At 73.7% G+C, this 17,088-nt stretch carries 13 protein-coding genes; 5 read left to right on the plus strand and 8 right to left on the minus strand.

Annotated elements, in window-relative coordinates:
* Nucleotides 1-76 precede the first annotated feature (76 nt).
* The gene (locus ACFVHO_RS17855; protein WP_385714937.1) at nucleotides 77-1,180 is read right to left on the minus strand and encodes a GNAT family N-acetyltransferase; all 1,104 of its coding nucleotides are present in this window, start codon (nucleotides 1,178-1,180) and stop codon (nucleotides 77-79) included.
* Between the two features lie 9 nt (nucleotides 1,181-1,189).
* A complete protein-coding gene (locus tag ACFVHO_RS17860) occupies nucleotides 1,190-1,837 on the minus strand; it encodes a hypothetical protein (RefSeq protein ID WP_385714940.1) in 648 nt (215 codons plus the stop codon).
* A gap of 416 nt (nucleotides 1,838-2,253) precedes the next feature.
* On the opposite strand from ACFVHO_RS17860, the gene ACFVHO_RS17865 reads away from it, so the two are divergent.
* Nucleotides 2,254-2,934: a maleylpyruvate isomerase family mycothiol-dependent enzyme gene (locus tag ACFVHO_RS17865; RefSeq protein ID WP_385714943.1), complete on the plus strand. Its 681-nt coding sequence runs from the start codon at nucleotides 2,254-2,256 to the stop codon at nucleotides 2,932-2,934.
* A gap of 50 nt (nucleotides 2,935-2,984) precedes the next feature.
* Here the strand turns inward: ACFVHO_RS17865 and ACFVHO_RS17870 are convergent, their stop codons facing one another.
* Nucleotides 2,985-3,962: a hypothetical protein gene (locus ACFVHO_RS17870; protein WP_385714945.1), complete on the minus strand. Its 978-nt coding sequence runs from the start codon at nucleotides 3,960-3,962 to the stop codon at nucleotides 2,985-2,987.
* Nucleotides 3,963-4,103: 141 nt separating this feature from the next.
* Between ACFVHO_RS17870 and ACFVHO_RS17875 the strand changes: the two genes are divergently transcribed.
* Together ACFVHO_RS17875 and ACFVHO_RS17880 are read left to right on the plus strand one after the other, a co-directional pair.
* On the plus strand, nucleotides 4,104-6,380 hold the full coding sequence (locus ACFVHO_RS17875) for a heavy metal translocating P-type ATPase (RefSeq protein ID WP_385714947.1): 2,277 nt from the start codon (nucleotides 4,104-4,106) through the stop codon (nucleotides 6,378-6,380).
* A 192-nt stretch (nucleotides 6,381-6,572) separates the two neighbouring features.
* Nucleotides 6,573-7,265, plus strand: coding sequence for a copper homeostasis protein CutC (locus ACFVHO_RS17880; protein WP_385714949.1), 693 nt, complete (start codon nucleotides 6,573-6,575; stop codon nucleotides 7,263-7,265).
* A gap of 34 nt (nucleotides 7,266-7,299) precedes the next feature.
* On the opposite strand, the gene ACFVHO_RS17885 is transcribed toward ACFVHO_RS17880, so the two are convergent.
* On the minus strand, nucleotides 7,300-9,357 hold the full coding sequence (locus ACFVHO_RS17885; protein ID WP_385714951.1) for a HelD family protein: 2,058 nt from the start codon (nucleotides 9,355-9,357) through the stop codon (nucleotides 7,300-7,302).
* A 402-nt stretch (nucleotides 9,358-9,759) separates the two neighbouring features.
* Between ACFVHO_RS17885 and ACFVHO_RS17890 the strand changes: the two genes are divergently transcribed.
* On the plus strand, nucleotides 9,760-9,969 hold the full coding sequence (locus tag ACFVHO_RS17890) for a hypothetical protein (RefSeq protein WP_385714954.1): 210 nt from the start codon (nucleotides 9,760-9,762) through the stop codon (nucleotides 9,967-9,969).
* Nucleotides 9,970-10,003: 34 nt separating this feature from the next.
* On the opposite strand, the gene ACFVHO_RS17895 is transcribed toward ACFVHO_RS17890, so the two are convergent.
* Nucleotides 10,004-11,647 carry a DNA repair helicase XPB gene (locus ACFVHO_RS17895; RefSeq protein ID WP_385714957.1) on the minus strand — a complete coding sequence of 548 codons (1,644 nt, stop codon included), beginning with the start codon at nucleotides 11,645-11,647 and terminating at the stop codon, nucleotides 10,004-10,006.
* A gap of 162 nt (nucleotides 11,648-11,809) precedes the next feature.
* Between ACFVHO_RS17895 and ACFVHO_RS17900 the strand changes: the two genes are divergently transcribed.
* Nucleotides 11,810-12,013: a hypothetical protein gene (locus ACFVHO_RS17900; protein WP_385714960.1), complete on the plus strand. Its 204-nt coding sequence runs from the start codon at nucleotides 11,810-11,812 to the stop codon at nucleotides 12,011-12,013.
* Between the two features lie 58 nt (nucleotides 12,014-12,071).
* On the opposite strand, the gene ACFVHO_RS17905 is transcribed toward ACFVHO_RS17900, so the two are convergent.
* The 3 genes from ACFVHO_RS17905 to ACFVHO_RS17915 form a co-directional block, all read right to left on the minus strand.
* Complete coding sequence (locus tag ACFVHO_RS17905) at nucleotides 12,072-13,016, minus strand: hypothetical protein (protein WP_385714963.1); 945 nt, start codon at nucleotides 13,014-13,016, stop codon at nucleotides 12,072-12,074.
* A 93-nt stretch (nucleotides 13,017-13,109) separates the two neighbouring features.
* A complete protein-coding gene (locus ACFVHO_RS17910) occupies nucleotides 13,110-15,863 on the minus strand; it encodes a helicase-associated domain-containing protein (RefSeq protein WP_385714966.1) in 2,754 nt (917 codons plus the stop codon).
* Between the two features lie 119 nt (nucleotides 15,864-15,982).
* Nucleotides 15,983-16,900, minus strand: a complete 918-nt coding sequence (locus ACFVHO_RS17915; protein ID WP_385714969.1) for a trypsin-like serine peptidase — start codon at nucleotides 16,898-16,900, stop codon at nucleotides 15,983-15,985.
* Nucleotides 16,901-17,088: the final 188 nt, after the last annotated feature.

The following is a 17,088-nucleotide window of genomic DNA, read 5'->3' on the forward strand; positions in this document are numbered from 1 at the left end:
GAATTCCCGCCTGGGCCGCCTCGGACGCCTCGCGACGCCTCGCGACGCCTCGGACGAACCAGCCGGACTGACGCGGTCAGGCCTCGCGCGGGTGCTCGAAGACGGCCTCGTCCTCGCGGTCGGCCGCGCGCGTGAAGCCGGCGCGGGTCAGGACGTTGTGGGAGGCGGTGTTGCCGACGTCGGAGAGGGCGCGCACGCCCCGTACGTCGCCGTGGTCGGGGTGGGCGAGGGCCCAGGCGGTGAGGGCGCGCAGGGCCTGGGTGGCGTAGCCGTTGCCGCGGGCCGCGGGGACCAGGCTGTAGCCGACCTCCGCCCAGCCGTCCTCGCCGGGGACGCCGTGGAAGCCCATGGCGCCGACGGTGCGCTGGTCCTCGGTGCGGACGACGGCGAACATGCCCCACTCGGGGCGGTGCGTCCCGGCGGCGTACGACTTCGCGGTGCGGTCGGCCGCGCCGCGCGTGCCCCCGGACGGGCCGTCGTCGTCGGCCCAGTCGAAGCCGCCCGTGCCGCCCGCGGCGATGTCGGCGGCGGCGTCCGGGGACACCTCGACGAGGTCGACGGGCCCCGCGGGGAGCAGCAGCGGATTGTGCCAGCGCCAGCGGTCCCGGCGGGCGTGGCCCGCGCGGGTGCCGCGGCCGGTGGCCCACAGCAGGACGCCCCAGTGGTCCTCGCCGTCGTGGGCCGGGGGCACGTTCGCGAACTGGCGGGCCAGGAGGGCCTCGCACAGCTCGGCCGGGGGTTCGTAGGCGACGTCGAAGGCGCGCAGGACGTCGTAGGTGTGCAGGATCAGCTCGGCGACGCCCATCGCCGCGAAGCCGGTCGCGTCCGCGGTGCCGTACGGGTACGGGTGCCAGCCGCGCACGCCCCGCGGGGTCGTCCGGACGACCGCCGCGAGCAGGCCCGCCGTCGCCTCCACGACGCGCACCGCGCCGTCCGCGTCCGTGCCCTCCTCGAAGTGCATGTCCATAGGGACGTACGCGCCGGTGCCCGCCGTGCGGCCGGTGAGCTGCGTCGCGTACGCCGTGAAGTCGCCCGCGATGTGCTCCGCCGTGTCCAGGCAGCTCCACTCCAGGCCGCCCGCGGGGACCGTCCAGTCGTACTCCGCCGTCGCCACCGCGCGCAGGGCCGCCGCCGCGTGTGCCGTCGCCTCGTCGATGCGTTCCCCGCCGTTGAAGATCATGGCGCGAGGCTACGTGAGCAGGTCCAGCTCCGTCCTGATGTTTTCCCTGGCCCGGGGCTCCCAGTGGGTCGCTCCGTACTCCGTGCGGAACAGTCGGGGCAGGGCCAGGAGCTGGCGCAGGACCTCCGCCCGGCCCGTGCGGAACGCCTCGTCCGGGACGAAGGCGTACTCCTCGCGGACCGCCGCCGCGTACGTGGCGTACGCGTCCGGGGGTGCCGCGAGGATCGCCAGGTCCGCGTCGCACAGGACCTCGCCGTTCGTGTCGCCTTCGGCCGGGTCGTGGGTGGTCGTGAGGCGGACCAGGCGGGCCACCTCCGCGGTCGCCTCCTCGGTCAGGCCCGCTTCCGGCAGGGCGCGTTCCGCGAGGCGGGCGCTGCGTTCCTCGTTCTCCGAGCGGTCCGGGGCGTAGACCGCGTCGTGGAACCAGGCTGCCAGCCGCACCAAGTGCGGGGTGTCCGCGTGGGGGTGGAGGGTGTCGATGTGGTTCAGGACGGCGAGCAGGTGCTCCCGGTCGTGATACCGCCGGTGCGCCTCGCCCCACCGGGCGATCAGATTCTCCCCGTACGGCTCCGGGTCCGGGCCCGGACCCGCGCCCCGGGCCCCGACCAGGGCATCCCGCCAGCGGGCGCGAAGCGCGTCTACGTCGTCTGCAGCCATGCGCCGACCTTAGCCGGGGGCTCCCCAACCCCACCCCTTCCCGATCCCGGGGCTCCGCCCCTGGACCCCGGGGGTGGGTGTCCCGCTGCCGTGGGACGGGGGCACCGCCGAATCGGCGCTCCGCGCCTCGTCCTCAAACGCCGGACGGGCTGAAAACAACTACGCCGAGGCGGGCCGGAGAGGCGCTGTGGGGGTGGGTGCTGTGAGGTGAGGTGTTTCGGGGCTGATGGTGCCGGGCTGTTGGGTAGGCCGGTGCGAGTTTGGGCGGGTGGGTGGGAGAGAGCCTGTCCGGCGTTTGAGGACGAGGCGCGGAGCGCCGATCGGGGGGTGGTGGGGCAAGCCGCGCCGTCCGTCGGGCCAGGGGAAAACGGGCCTGGACGTTGCCTTTCGGGGCGGCGCCCGCTTGGCTGGCCGCCATGACGTACGACGACGCGAACACGCCCGACGAAGCGTACGAATCCGACCGGCCGGGCAGGCTCCTGCGCACGGAGAGGGACGCCCTCATCCCCCTCCTGCGCTCCGCCGCCGACGAGGCGTTCGCGGCCCCCACCTGCTGCCCCGGCTGGTCGGTCCGCGACGTACTCGCGCACTGCTCGGCCGCCCTGAGCCGAGTGATCGAGAGCCGCTTCGAGGAGGGGGTGTTCACCGCCGAGGGCAACGACCGGGACATCGCCGAACGCGCGCACTGGCCCAACTCCCGCATCGTGGACGAGCTGGAGCACGGCATGACGAACGCGGGCGCGGCCATCGCCGCGTCGAAGGGCCTCTTCGACGGCGTCGCGCTCGGCGAGTGGGTGCACGCGGGCGACGTACGGGACGCGTGGGGCCTGCCGGGAGCGTACGGAGGCGACGGCCTCGCCGACGCGCTGCCGCTGCTCACCGCGTTCAGCAAGCAGTCGTCGGCTCCGCCCCTGCACGCGGACGTGGACGGCTTCGACGAGCCGTTGTTCCTGGGCGTGACGGACGGCAGCCGCCCGCCCGCCCGGTACATCGGGGACGCCCCGACGCTGGTCCGGCTCTACGCGGGCCGCCCCCTGTCCGACTCGAAGTTCGAGCTGGCGGGGGCGACGCAGGAGGAGTTGAGCATCTTCAGCTGAGGTCAGGCAGGTCCGGCAGGCCGGGCGGGCGCGGCGGCCGGGCGGGCGGCTCAGTGGCCGTGGGGCGGCTGCGTACCGGCCCCCGGATCCTGCGGCCCCGCCCCGCCGGCCCGCACCGTGAACGCCGCCGTCCGCACCTCGCCCTCGTGCCGGAAGTCCAGGAACAGGCGGTAGGCCCCCGCGCTCGGAGCCGTCGCCGTGAAGGACACCTCGGGGCCCGGCTTCGTGGTGCCGTCGCCCGGTTCACCGTTCGGGTGGACGTGGAGGTAGGCGAGGTCGCCGGCGCGCAGCGCGACGAGGTGGCCGTAGGCGCCGAGGTAGGGCTGGAGGTCGGTGACCGGCTTGCCGTCGCGGGTGACGCGGAGGGTGACCTCGCGGGGCTTACCGGGGGTCAGCCCGCCGGTCAGCCGCACCTCGTAGCCGTCGGGGGCCTTGGCCGTCGCGGTGACGGGCGGCAGTTTCCCGGGGGCGTACGGGCCGGTGACGGCCAGGTCCGTGCCGAGGGTGACCTTCTGCTCGGCGCCCCGGGGCGTGAAGTCCGCGAAGACGCGGTAGTCCCCGGCCTTCGGCAGCGTCGCGGGGACCGACCAGGTGCCGTCGGCGGCGCGCGCGGGGTGCAGATGGCGGTAGGTCGTCAGGTCCCGTGAGGCGAGGATCAGGTGCAGTTCCTTGCCGTGGTCCTTCTTGTACGTCTTCAGGGGCGCCCCCGAGGACTCCTTCAGGACGGTGAAGCGCAGGTCGGTGCGCTCGCCCGCCTTGGCGCGCGGCGTCCTGAGGTCGAGTGCGTACCCCTGGGCGGAGACCTGCAGCCCGGCTGGTACGGCGGCGTTCTTCTCGGCGTTCTCGGCGTTCTCGGCGTTCTCGGCCTGCCCGGCGCCCTGCTCGGCGTGCCCGCCGCCATGGTCCTTCTTCTCGCTGTGCGCCACCGGCTTGCTCACGGTGTCGACGTTCGTGCCCACCGCGTACGCGGCGCCGAACGCCGCCGCGACCGCTGTGGCGTATGCGGTGATCCGCAGTCCTGTGTTCATGCCACCGACGATACCCCCTAGGGGTATCAAGTCAAGCCCGGTTCCGCTCGGGATCTCCTTGCGTTCTGATACCCCCCAGGGGTATACATGGACTCGTAAGGCGATACCGACCCGGGGTACCCGGCACGAGGAGTAGCTGGCATGGCCACCACTGAGACGGCGCGGACAGCGCAGATAGAACTCGCCATCGGCGGCATGACCTGCGCCTCCTGCGCCGCCCGCATCGAGAAGAAGCTCAACCGCATGGACGGGGTGGCTGCGACCGTCAACTACGCCACCGAGAAGGCCAAGGTCACCTACGACGGCGACGACGTGGCCGTGGCCGACCTGATCGCCACCGTCGAGGCCACCGGGTACACCGCCAAGGAGCCCGCCCCGCCGAGCGTGGAGCCCGGCGGGGGCGGAGGCGGGGTGGACGGCGAGGACGCCGACGCCGCCGCGCTGCGGCCGCTGAAGGAGCGGCTGATCACCGCCGTCGTGCTCTCCGTGCCCGTCATCGCGATGGCGATGGTCCCGGCGCTCCAGTTCGAGTACTGGCAGTGGCTGTCCCTGACGCTCGCGGCGCCCGTCGTGACGTACGCCGCCTGGCCCTTCCACAAGGCGGCCGTCACCAACGCCCGGCACGGCGCGGCCACGATGGACACGCTGATTTCGGTCGGTACGTCGGCGGCGTTCCTGTGGTCGCTGTGGGCGCTGTTCTTCGGCTCGGCCGGGACGCCCGGCATGACGCACGCCTTCGAGCTGACCATCGAGCGCAGCGACGGCGCCGCGAACATCTACCTGGAGGCCGCCGCCGGGGTCACCGCGTTCATCCTCGCCGGGCGGTACTTCGAGGCCCGCTCGAAGCGGAAGGCGGGCGCCGCCCTGAAGGCGCTGCTCGAACTCGGCGCCAAGGACGTCACCGTGGTGCGGGAGGGTCGCGAGGAGACCGTTCCCGTGGGCGAGCTGAAGGCCGGTGACCACTTCCTCGTCCGGCCCGGCGAGAAGATCGCCACGGACGGTCGCGTCGTCGAGGGCTCCTCCGCCGTCGACGCCTCCATGCTCACCGGCGAGTCCGTGCCCGTGGAGGTCGCCCCCGGCGACGCCGTCACCGGCGCCACCCTGAACGTCGGCGGCCGCCTCGTCGTCGAGGCCACCCGCGTCGGCGCCGACACCCAGCTGGCCCGGATGGCGCGGCTCGTCGAGGACGCGCAGAACGGCAAGGCCGCGGCCCAGCGCCTCGCCGACCGCATCTCGGGCGTCTTCGTGCCCGTCGTCATCGCGCTCGCCGTCGCCACGCTCGGCTTCTGGCTCGGCAACGGCGCGGGGCTCACCGCCGCGTTCACGGCCGCCGTCGCCGTACTGATCATCGCCTGCCCGTGCGCCCTCGGCCTGGCCACGCCGACCGCGCTCATGGTCGGCACCGGGCGCGGCGCCCAGCTCGGCATCCTGATCAAGGGCCCGGAGGTCCTGGAGTCCACGCGGCGCCTCGACACGATCGTCCTGGACAAGACCGGCACGGTCACCACGGGCCGGATGACGCTGCTCGCCACGCACGTGGCCGAGGGCACGGACGAGGACGAAGTCCTGCGGCTCGCGGGCGCGTTGGAGCACGCCTCGGAGCACCCGATCGCCCAGGCCGTCGCGGCGGGCGCCACCGAGCGGGTCGGTGAGCTGCCGACGCCGGAGGACTTCGCGAACGTCCCAGGGCTCGGGGTGCAGGGGATCGTGGAGGGGCACGCGGTCCTGGTCGGCCGGGAGCAGTTGCTGGCGGAGTGGGCCATGGAGCTGCCGGAGGGCCTGAAGCGGGCCAAGGACGAGGCCGAGCGGGCCGGGCGTACGGCCATCGCGGTCGCCTGGGACGGCGAGGCGCGGGCCGTCCTCGAAGTCGCCGACGCCGTGAAGGACACCAGCCCGGAGGCCATCCGCAGGCTGCGCGAGCTGGGCCTCACGCCGATCCTGCTCACCGGTGACAACGCGGCCGTCGCGGCGTCCGTCGCCGCCGAGGTCGGCATCGCGCCGGAGCACGTCATCGCCGAGGTGCTTCCGCAGGACAAGGTCGACGTGGTCAAGCGGCTGCAGGGCGAGGGGCGTTCGGTCGCCATGGTCGGCGACGGCGTCAACGACGCGGCGGCGCTCGCGCAGGCCGACCTCGGGCTCGCGATGGGCACGGGCACGGACGCGGCCATCGAGGCGGGCGACCTCACCCTCGTTCGGGGCGACCTGCGGGCCGCGGCCGACGCCATCCGGCTCTCGCGCCGCACCCTCGGCACCATCAAGTCCAACCTGTTCTGGGCCTTCGCCTACAACGTCGGCGCGCTGCCGCTGGCCGCGGCGGGGCTCCTGAACCCGATGATCGCGGGCGCCGCGATGGCCTTCTCGTCGGTCTTCGTGGTCGGCAACAGCCTGCGGCTGCGCGGCTTCCAGCCCCTGAGCTGACGTCGTACGACCGATCGCCCTGCCGCATGGCCTGATCAACTCGGTACGTGGCCTGATCACCCCGGTGCGATTCGATTCGCGCCGGGGTGATCTGCGCGTACCCTGGTAATTGGACTAGACCTGTGTTTCTGTAGTCGGCGCTCCGCACGACGTCAGCCCACAGCCGGCCCCGACTCCAGAAGGAAGACATCCATGAGCAAGCGCGCGCTCCTGGAGGTGATCGCCCTCGACGCCGAGGACGCGGTCGCCGCCCAGGCCGGAGGTGCGGACCGCCTCGAACTGGTCACCGACATGGCCGCGGACGGGCTCACGCCGTCCGTCGCGACCTTCACGGAGATCCGTTCCTCCGTCGACATCGCGCTGCGCGTCATGCTGCGGCTCGCCGACGGGTTCGCCGCCGGGGACGTGGACGCGCTGGCGCGGCGCGCACGGGAGTTGCGGGACGCGGGGGCCGACGAGTTCGTGCTCGGCTTCCTCGACGAGGCGGGCGGGGCGGACGTCGCCGCCGTCGACGCGGTCGTGGAGGTCCTCGACGGGTGCCGGTGGACGTTCCACCGCGCCATCGACCGGGCCGCCGACCGCGACGCCCTCCGCAAGCAGCTCGCCGACCTGCCCGGACTCGACACCTACCTCACCGCGGGTGCCGCCGCCGGCGTCGACGAGGGCCTGCCCACGCTCCTCGCCGAGGCCGCCCGCTCCGGAGAGCCGGGGTACGAACCCCGCGTCCTCGTCGGCGGCGGCCTCCGCCTCGACCACGTGCCGCAGCTCCGGGCGGCGGGACTCGACGCCTTCCACATCGGCGGCGCGGCCCGGCCCGACGGGTGGGACGCGCCGGTCTCCGCCGACGCGGTCGCCGTGTGGCGGCGCACGCTGGACGCCGTCTGACCCCGGGCCGGGTGGGTGGGGGCGCCGGACGGGGCTAAGCCCCGGCCCCGTCCGCCAACACCCCCGGCAGCGGCGTCGAGTGCAGCACCGTCAGGCCCGACACCGCCCGCGTCAACGCCACGTACAGGCGGCGCAGGCCGGTGCGTTCGTCGGGTTCGGCGGCCACCACCGCCGCGGGCTCGTCCAGGACCACGTAGTCGTATTCGAGGCCCTTGGCCAGGGACGCGGGGACGAGCGTGAGACGGGTGTCGGGGGTGGTCTCCTCGCCGGGGGAGAGATGGGTGACCCCGGCATCGGCGAGGGCCGCCGCGAGGGCGGGGACGCGGTGGTCGGCGGCGATGAGGCCGATGGACCCCTCGTGGCGCAGCGACTCGGCGCAGGCGGCGAGCGCGGCCGCGTCGGGGTCGTCGACGTGGCGCACGGACAGGGAGCCGGGGGACTGGCGGACCGAGCTGACCTCGGCGAGGCCGGGCGCGATGGCGGGAAGGAGTCGCGACGCGTACGCGATCACCTCGCGCGGCACGCGGAAACCGGCCGTCAACTCCTCCACCACGGCGTCGGACTTGCCCAGATGGGTCAGCGCCTCGCCCCAACTCGGCGTCGCCCACGGCGTGGTGCCCTGCGCGAGGTCGCCGAGCACGGTCACGGACCCGGTGGTGCAGCGCCGTCCGACGGCCCGGTACTGCATGGGGGACAGGTCCTGCGCCTCGTCGAGGACGACATGCCCGAGCGAGTGTGTACGGGCCACCAGGTCCGCCGCCTCGTCGATGAGGACCGCGTCCGCCGCCGACCACTTGGCGCTCTTCGGCGTGCGCGGCGCCTTCGCCCAGAGGACCGCCTTCTGCTCCGCCTCCGAGAGCAGCCCCTCGGCGTGCTCCGCGAGGAACTCCGCGTCGCCGAGCAGCCGCAGCACGAGCCGCGCCGGATCCACCTGCGGCCACACCGCCTTGACGGCCGCCTTCACCGCCGCGTTGCGCGCCACCGCGTCCTGCACCCGGTCGTCCGGCGCCTCCCCCGACCGCTCCATCTGCACGAGCACGGCGTGCGCGAGGCGCTGCGGCAGGGCCTCCCGCGCGGCCCCGTACCGCATGTCGCGCGCCAGCAACTCCCCGACGATCTCCTCGAATTCGTACACGGGCACCCGCCACCGCCGCGACCCGCGCACCACCACGATCGCCTCCGTCGGCATCGTGACGTGCGACCGCAGCGCCCGCCGCAGCACCTCCGCCATCCGGGCGTCACCCTTGACGAGGGCGGCCTCGGGATCGTCCGTGCCGCGCACCTCGACGTGCGCGACGAGGTCGGCGACCGTCGCCTGCCGCACCTCCAACTCTCCCAGGGCGGGCAGCACTTGCTCGATGTAGTGCAGGAAGGAACGGTTCGGCCCGATGACCAGCGTGCCGGTGCGGGCGAGCCGCTCCCGGTGGGCGTAGAGGAGGTACGCGACCCGGTGCAGGCCGACCGCCGTCTTCCCCGTGCCGGGTCCGCCCTGCACGCACACGGACCCGCCGAGCCCGCCGCGCACGATCTCGTCCTGCTCCGGCTGGATCGTCGCGACGATGTCCCGCATCGGGCCGACGCGCGGCCGCTCGATCTCCTCCTGGAGCAGCTTGCTGACCTGCTCGGCCTCGGTGGAGTCCGTCAGGTGCTCGTCCTCGTACGCCGTGAGGTCACCGCCGGTGTAACCGAACCGGCGGCGCAGGCCGACGTCCAGCGGGTCCTTCTTCGACGCGCGGTAGAACGGCTGCGAGACGGGCGCGCGCCAGTCGATGACCATCGGGTCGCCCTCGGCGTCGTGCACATGCCGCCGCCCGATGTAGAACTGCTCCCCGTCCGCCCCCTCGGCCTGATCGGCCCCGGGAGCGTGCAGGAAGTCCAGCCTGCCGAAGAACAGCGGCGTGTGCGAGAGGTCGGCCAGGGCCTTGATGCGCTCGTCGATCTGGCCCTGGAGGACCTGGGCGTTGACCCAGTTCGTCGTCACGTCCCGGATGTCCAGCGACTCCGCGTCCTCGCGCATGGCGCGCAGCGCGGCACGGGAGGCGGTCAGGTGCGCCTGTTCGCGGGCAAGGGGGTCTGAGGGCGCGGCGTTCACGGGGGGCCTCCGGCGGCGGGTGCGGGGTGTGCTCGGTGCGTGGCTCAGGGCCGCCGGTTTCCGGCCGGGCGGCGGCGCTCCACTGGGCGGGAGGCGGGAAGGGGAAATCCTAGTTACGGGGGTGGGGCGGGCCAAACGGTTTTTCCGCGAGGAGGGGGCCGGGGCGCCGGGGGCGTCCCGTGGGGCGGGGGCCGTCGGATGCCGGGGGTGGCAAACCCTGACGCACCCCCGAGAAAACCCTGAGGGACGGCGTCCCCGAGGGTCCCTCCCGAGGCGTACGGGCAGGCCCCCGCTGGTCCTACCGGCGGAGGCCGCCCGTGACCCCCGAGTCCTACCGGCGGACGCCGACGGTTACCCCCGCAGGCCGATGTGCGCGCGCCCCGCGGAACCGACCATGGATACATGAGCAGCGCAACCTTCACCCCCGCGTCCCTGTCCGCCCCGAAGATCCCCGGACCCCGCCCGGCCCCCGGCGCGACGGCCCTCTCCGACACCCACCGCCCGCACCGCGTCGGCGCCACCCTGCGCGCCGCGAAGGTGTTCATGACGGCGGCGTTCGGCGTGGCCGTGCTCGGGGAGTACGCGGAGGAGGCGGGCGTCCGCCGCCGCTGAGCCTCCTACCGCAGCCGTACGTCCCGCCCCCTGCCTAGTCCTCGGCAAGCACCGCGTCCGCGTCCAGGATCCGGTACGCGTACCCCTGCTCCGCCAGGAACCGCTGCCGATGCGCGGCGAAGTCCTGGTCGATGGTGTCCCGCGCGACGACGGAGTAGAAGCGGGCCTCGTGCCCGTCGGACTTGGGCCGCAGCACCCGCCCGAGCCGCTGTGCCTCCTCCTGCCGGGACCCGAACGTCCCCGACACCTGAATGGCGACGGTCGCTTCCGGAAGATCGATCGAGAAGTTCGCGACCTTCGAGACGACGAGCACGGAGATCTCCCCCTGCCGGAAGGCGTCGAAGAGCTTCTCGCGCTGGGCGTTGGTGGTCTCACCCTTGATGACGGGCGCGTCCAGATGCTCACCCAGCTCGTCGAGCTGGTCGATGTACTGCCCGATGACCAGCGTCTGCTGCCCCTGGTGCTTGCGCACCAACGCCTCGGTGACCTTCCGCTTGGTCGCGGTGGTCGCGCAGAAGCGGTACTTCTCCTCGGCCTCGGCGGTGGCGTAGGCGAGCCGCTCGCTGTCCGTCAGATTGACGCGCACCTCGACGCAGTCGGCGGGCGCGATGTACCCCTGCGCCTCGATCTCCTTCCACGGGGCGTCGAACCGCTTGGGCCCGATGAGCGAGAAGACGTCGGACTCCCGCCCGTCCTCACGGACGAGCGTCGCCGTGAGACCGAGCCGTCGCCGCGCCTGGAGGTCGGCGGTGAACTTGAAGACGGGCGCGGGCAGCAGATGCACCTCGTCGTAGACGATGAGCCCCCAGTCCCGGGAGTCGAAGAGCTCCAGATGCGGATAGACGCCCTTCCGCCGCGTCGTCAGCACCTGATAGGTGGCGATGGTGACGGGCCGGATCTCCTTCTTCGTCCCGCTGTACTCGCCGATCTCGTCCTCGGTCAGCGATGTCCGCTTGACCAGCTCGTGCTTCCACTGCCGGGCGGAGACGGTGTTCGTGACGAGGATGAGGGTCGTGGCCTTGGCCTCGGCCATGGCACCGGCCCCGACCAGCGTCTTGCCGGCGCCGCAGGGCAGCACGACGACGCCGCTGCCGCCGTGCCAGAAGCCCTCGACGGCCTGGCGCTGGTAGGGGCGCAGGGCCCAGCCGTCCTCGCGCAGGTCGATCTTGTGGGCCTCGCCGTCGACGTACCCCGCGAGGTCCTCGGCGGGCCAGCCCAGCTTGAGGAGCGTCTGCTTGATCTGGCCGCGCTCGGAGGGGTGCACGGCGACGGTGTCGGGGTCGATCCGGGCGCCGACGAGCGGCTGGACCTTCTTCGACCGCAGGATCTCCTCAAGAACCGGCCGGTCCGTGCTGGTCAGAACAAGCCCGTGCACGGGGTGCTTGCTGAGCGTGAGGCGCCCGTACCGCGCCATGGTCTCGGCCACGTCCACGAGCAGCGCGTGCGGCACGGGATACCGGGAGAACTCGACCAGGGCGTCCACGACCTGCTCGGCGTCGTGCCCGGCGGCCCGCGCGTTCCACAGGCCGAGGGGCGTGACGCGGTACGTGTGGATGTGCTCGGGCGCGCGCTCCAGCTCCGCGAACGGGGCGATCGCGCGGCGACAGGCGTCGGCCCGGTCGTGGTCGACCTCAAGAAGCAGAGTCTTGTCCGACTGGACGATGAGCGGTCCGTTCACCAGGGGGTGCCCTTTCGCTAGGCCAAACATCCAGTGTGCCGCATCACCGCGGGGACGGCGGCGGGCCGCTGTGACGCCTGAGTACGAACACGCAGGTGCGGGGCCTTCGCCCTGAGTACCCGCACGGTGCCACACACACGTCCCGACGGCTTGGCTGGACCCATGACCAGCCACCCCGCTCCGCCCGACCGCCCCCACTGGTACGCGCCCCCGGCCCCCCGAAGCCCGCAGCGCACCCTCGCGCTGACGGCGACACTGGCCGCGGCCCTGACGACCGCAGTGGTCCTCCTCGCGGAGCCGATCCTGGAGGCGCTCGGCATAGTGGTGTTCCTGGTCCTGCTGCTCACGGGCAACGCGTCGTCCTGAGGGTGCACGGCGGCCCGGGACCTGGTCCGGTCCCGGGCCGCTTGCCGATGGGGGGCGCTCAGCTCGCGTCGGATGTGCCCGTCGAGGGGGCGGGGGGCCCGGCGAAGAGCTCCTCCACGGTGGTGACGACGAGTGCCTTGTCGAACCAGAGACTGAGGGTGTACGGGTCTGTGCAGGCGGCGATGTGCTCCCGGACGTCCCCGGGAACGTCGACGCCGCGCACCTCCAGGGCGCGCAGGATCATGGAGGCGCGAGCCTCAGCCTTGCCCTTGATCTCGCCCTCGGCTTTGCCCTCGGCCTTGCCTTCGAGGTAGGCCGTCTCACGGACCGTGCCGCGCCCGGGGAAGTAGCTCACGAAGCTCAAGATTTCCCTCCATTTGTCTCCGGCTGCGGTCCCCCGCAGGTTGATGTCCAGGAACTCGTAGAAGTAGTCGGCGGCCATCGGGTCCTGCTGTTGAAGGCCACGGCCGAGTGCTTCCAGTATGGCGTCGATGCGGCGGCTGCGGGCGTGTGCCAGCGCGGAGAAAGCCGCCATCGCGGGGTTCTCCGCCGCCGTCCTCGAATCGGTGATCACCGGCAGGTTGTCGGGGCCGACGACCAGCGGGTGCGTGCGCTGAGTGGTCCAGCCCCGGACTGCGCAGTCGAAGGGGCTGGCCGCCCACTTGGCCGTGGCCAGGTCCTGGCAGACCACGAGCAGCAGTACCGGCAGGCGGTACTTGGCCTGGAGGTGGGCGACGTAGTACGGCCAGCTCGACTCCTTGTCGGGTTTTCGTGCCCCCTGTGCCTCGACGGCGAGCAGGAAGTCGTCCCCGTCGGACGGGCCGATGCGCAGCACGGTGTCGATGCGGCGTTCCAGCGGCCTGGTCTCCGTCACGTCAGGGGTGAGCGCGTCCAGGGTCACCTTCTCGGGGAAGGGGAGGCCCAGTACTCGGAAGACGGGGGCGAGGATCTCCGGCCGCTCCTGGAAGATGCGGTGTAAGCCCTCGTGGGCTGAACTGACCATGGGGACAACCCTGTTGGATCACGTTCCGGTGTGTCCGGCGATCCGGATGCGTTCACTCTTTCGATGATCCCGGACGTGTGCGGGCCGGGCCCCTCAGTCGTCCGCCAGTTCCGCGACCCCCGTGACCCGGTGCAGGGGGTAGGTGCGGACCTCGTCGGCCGTGTGGTCGTAGGCCGTGACGAAGCCGCCCTCGACGCGGACGGGGGCGATGACGCGTTGGCTGGCGGCGCCCTCGGCGTTGACGTAGCCGATCCAGAGGGCCTCGCCGGTGAGGACGGCGGCCTGCATGGTGGCGAGGGTCTCGGCGGGGGTGGTGCGGGGGAGTTCGCCGGTGCTGGGGGTGCCAGGGGTAGCGGTCTTGCGGGGGGTCGTGGAGGCCAGGTCGCCGGCGCGGATGGCGCGTACGGCGGCGTCGATGAGGGTGGTGTCGGGCAGCGGCGGGCCGTCCGGGACCGGCTCCGGCGGGGTGCGCGGCGGGGTGCGGTGGCTGTGCGCGCGGGTGATGAGGACGTCGCCCTCGGCGCTCTCGGCGGACGGGGCGAAGCCGAGGGAGCGCAGGCCGTCGAGGAGCGCGGCCGGGTCGGCCTGGGTGGCGAGGACGGTCGGGGCGAGGCGGCGCAGGCGCAGGCCCTGGGCGCGCTTGTCGGCGAGGATCTCGTTGAGGACGCCCTCGTCGTCGCAGCGCACGTACGCGGACGCGGCGCCGATGCGCAGGTGGCCGTGTTTCCGGGCGACGTCGTCGATCAGGTACGTGAGCGGCTGGGGGACCGGCGTACGGGAGTGCGCGGCGAGGAAGGCGTGCAGGTCGGACGCACTCTGCCCGGCGTCGAGCGCCCGCCGCACGGAGCCCGGCGTGAACCGGTACACGGTCGCGCCGCCCTTCGACTCGACGTCGGCGAGCACGGTGAGCGCGTCGGCGAGGGGCCGCTGGAGGGGCCCCGGCGCAACCGCGGTGAGGTCGGCCTGGAGGAGGACGTGGTCGAGGGGGTCGGGGAGGAGGGGGGCGAGGAGCCGCGCAGCGTCCGCCTCGCGTGCCTTCGCCGCGTCGCCACCGGTCCCTGCCCCGCCCTGCGGCCCAGGGCGAACGGCACCGGCCTCCGCCCCGCCCTGCGGCCCAGCCGGACCCCCATCGGCCTCCGCCCCGCCCTGCGGCCCAGCCGGACCCCCATCGGCCCCCGCCCCACCCTGCGGCCCAGGGTGAACGGGTGGGCGGGTGGGACGGCCGCCGCGGAGCGGCGGGGAAGGCTGGTCCAGGCCCACGGCCAGTAGTGCGCGGGCGTGGGACGACAGGGCACCTCGGCCCGTCACGCCGAGGAGTTCCGCCTCGGTCAGGGTCCAGGTGGCCAGGCGTGACCGCAGGTCGGAGGCGCCCACGCCCGGCGGTCGTTCCCAGCGGAGGCGGGCCAGGAGGGATTCGGGGGTGGGGGCGGAGCCCTCGGGGAGGTCGGTGAGGAGGGTCAGGACGCGGTGGCGCACCTCGGGGGCGGCGGAGCGGTCCAGGCCGGGGCCGAGTGCGGACAGCGTGCGGTCCTTGGAGTCGCGGCCGCCGACCAGGCCCGCCGTGCGGGTCGCGGTGAGCCACGCCGTGGCGAGGCGGGCCCAGCGCTCGGCGGCGGGCAGCTCCTGCCAGGTGTCGTACCCGGGCGTCGCCGCGTACCGCTCGTCGGCCTCGCCGTCGGCCGCGAGCAGCCCGGCGGCGTACGCGAGTTCCACCCAGAACGCGGCCTGCGGTTCCGGCACGTCCAGGGCCACCGCGGTCCGCTTCAGGTCGCGCACGCTCAGGCCGCCCGCCCGCAGCACCGCGGGCCCGCCCTCGTCCCAGTCCTTGAGGAGTTCCTCGACGGTGGCGAGCGCCATGTGCGCCTGGCCCGCGGCGGTCGCGTCCACAACCTGTGGACGGTGTTCGCGCGCAGCCTCGACGGGCGGTGCGGTCGCCTCCAGTACGCGGTGGGCGCGCCCACCGCGCAGATGCAGGGCCGCCTCCCGGGGCAGGACGACGGTGCCGGGCGCGGTCGGCAGGAGCAGCCCCCGGTCGATCAGCCAGCGCAGGTGCGCCGCCGGTTCGGCGGTGACCTGGCCGTACGGCGGCCCCCACACGAGCCGCGACAGGACCTCCACGGACTCGGCGGGCGCCTCGTCCAGGAGCGCCGCCATCCGCTCGCGGTCGGTGAACAGCGCCGTCAGCGCCCCCACGGCCGACACCGCGTCGTGCGTGGCGGCGAGCCCCGCCGCCGCGACCAGGCTCTGCACCCGCCCCGGCGACATCCCCGCCATCGCCTCCGCGACGGTCGGCCCGAGCCCCGTCGGGGACGGCCGCTGCGGGGTGGGGGCGAGCAGTTCGCGGGCGGTGCGGACCAGGCGGAGCCGGTCGTCGCCGCCCCACACGAGTGCCTGCCCGCGCAGGGTGGCGAGGGCCCGGTCGAGGGCGCCCCGCACCGAGGCCGCGTCGGCGCCTGTCGTGTCGGCACTTGTTGTGTCGGCGACGGTGGTGGTGCGTGCCGCGTCGGCGACTGTCGTGGTGGCGGTGCGTGCCGCGTCGACGTCCGCCGCGTCGGCCCGCGCCGCGTCCGCCCCGTCATCCCCCGCCAGCAGCCCCAGCAACTCCGCATACGTCGCCGGATCCCCCGCCACCGCAAGGGCCTCCGCGACCTGCTGTGCGAACCGGTCGAGCCGTTCGAGCGCGCGCACGACGGACGCCCGCGTGCCCGCGCGCGTCGCGAGCTGCGTGAGGTCGTTCGGGACCGGCGTGAGGAGGTCCGGCCGGGTCCGCAACAACGCGACCATCGCCGCGTCGTCGCTCGCCCGGAGGGCTTCCGCCAGGGAACGGGGGGCGTCCGGGGTGCTCATCCTCGCCACGGTAGCGGGTCGCCCGCCGGGCCGGGCCGGGGCGGGCGCCCGCGCCGCACCGTGCGGGGGCGCGGCGCCGTGCGCGGCGCGAGGGCCGGTCAGGGCCCCGCGCCGCCGCGTCAGGCGTTCTGCGCCCGGTCGTACACCTTCTTGGCCAGGCTCCCGAACACCTCGCCGTACATCTTGGTCGGCTCCAGGGAGTCCAGCGCGCTGTTGACCGAGATCAGGGTGCCGCGGCCGGTGCTCGCCTTGAAGTCGGCGAACCAGGGGCCGCCGCTGGCGCCGCCGGACATGTCGCAGGGGATGGCCTGGGTGCCGTGCTCCTTCTTCGCCGTACCGACGCAGCGCAGCAGCGACTCGCCGCGCTGCGGGCGGGTGGCGGAGTAGCCGAGGGCGGAGACGGTGCCGCCGACGGGTCGGCCGAAGGCGACGGCGCGGGCGCCCACGACGTCGGTGAGCTTCTTGCCGTTCTTGTCGGGGTCGACGACCAGCGTGGCCATGTCGTCGGTGGAGTCCGTCTCCCAGGCGCGCGGGGTGATGGCCTGGCGGACCGCGAACACGCCGTGGGGCGCCTTGCCCTCGTGGTAGCCGGGGACGAAGACCATGTCGATGTTGGTGTTCACGGGGGAGGAGCCCCGGCGCACGCAGTGGGCGGCGGTCATCACGGCGGAGCGGTTGGCGCTCTTCACGGCGGTGGCCGTGCACCAGGTGTCGGCGCCGCTCGCGTTGACGAAGAACAGGCGGCCCACGGTCTTGAGCTTGGGGCCCTGCCACGGCTTGGCCTTCGGTCCTGTCGGGCCGAGGTCCACGGACCTGCCGACGGCCTTCATCCGGGCGGGGGTCCAGTACGCGAGGGCGGCCTTGCGCTCCGCGGAGGTGAACTTCAGGGCGGAGGTCGGGTCGGCCGCGGCACCTGCCTGACCGGCCGTGGCGGTCACCACGACGGGGGCGGCGAGGGCCAGGGCCGCGCCGGCCACGGCGAGCCCCGTGGCGCGGCCACGAAGTCGCCGGAACAGGGAAGGGGGTGTCGCGGTCATGGCGGGTGTCTCCTCGGCTTGGTGCGGACAGCGGCGTACGGCGCACAGCGAACAGAAAGCGGGCAGCGAACAGAAGAAGGCGGGCAGCGAACAGAAGCTCTCGAACTGCCCTACAAGAACGGGGAACACGTGTGTCCGGTTGGCGCTGTCGATGTTCTGTGACAGAAGAGGGGACGGCCGGTGCGGTG

The organism is Streptomyces sp. NPDC127108 (assembly GCF_042677545.1).
Taxonomy (GTDB): domain Bacteria; phylum Actinomycetota; class Actinomycetes; order Streptomycetales; family Streptomycetaceae; genus Streptomyces.

What these genes read in the sequence shown, in the direction of transcription:
- ACFVHO_RS17880 (WP_385714949.1), top strand. Translation starts at nt 6,573, where the DNA reads ATGAGCAAGCGCGCGCTCCTGGAGGTGATCGCCCTCGACGCCGAGGAC.
- ACFVHO_RS17890 (WP_385714954.1), top strand. Translation starts at nt 9,760, where the DNA reads ATGAGCAGCGCAACCTTCACCCCCGCGTCCCTGTCCGCCCCGAAGATC.
- ACFVHO_RS17860 (WP_385714940.1), bottom strand. Translation starts at nt 1,837, where the DNA reads ATGGCTGCAGACGACGTAGACGCGCTTCGCGCCCGCTGGCGGGATGCC.
- ACFVHO_RS17910 (WP_385714966.1), bottom strand. Translation starts at nt 15,863, where the DNA reads ATGAGCACCCCGGACGCCCCCCGTTCCCTGGCGGAAGCCCTCCGGGCG.
- ACFVHO_RS17875 (WP_385714947.1), top strand. Translation starts at nt 4,104, where the DNA reads ATGGCCACCACTGAGACGGCGCGGACAGCGCAGATAGAACTCGCCATC.
- ACFVHO_RS17870 (WP_385714945.1), bottom strand. Translation starts at nt 3,962, where the DNA reads ATGAACACAGGACTGCGGATCACCGCATACGCCACAGCGGTCGCGGCG.
- ACFVHO_RS17865 (WP_385714943.1), top strand. Translation starts at nt 2,254, where the DNA reads ATGACGTACGACGACGCGAACACGCCCGACGAAGCGTACGAATCCGAC.
- ACFVHO_RS17900 (WP_385714960.1), top strand. Translation starts at nt 11,810, where the DNA reads ATGACCAGCCACCCCGCTCCGCCCGACCGCCCCCACTGGTACGCGCCC.
- ACFVHO_RS17905 (WP_385714963.1), bottom strand. Translation starts at nt 13,016, where the DNA reads ATGGTCAGTTCAGCCCACGAGGGCTTACACCGCATCTTCCAGGAGCGG.
- ACFVHO_RS17855 (WP_385714937.1), bottom strand. Translation starts at nt 1,180, where the DNA reads ATGATCTTCAACGGCGGGGAACGCATCGACGAGGCGACGGCACACGCG.
- ACFVHO_RS17915 (WP_385714969.1), bottom strand. Translation starts at nt 16,900, where the DNA reads ATGACCGCGACACCCCCTTCCCTGTTCCGGCGACTTCGTGGCCGCGCC.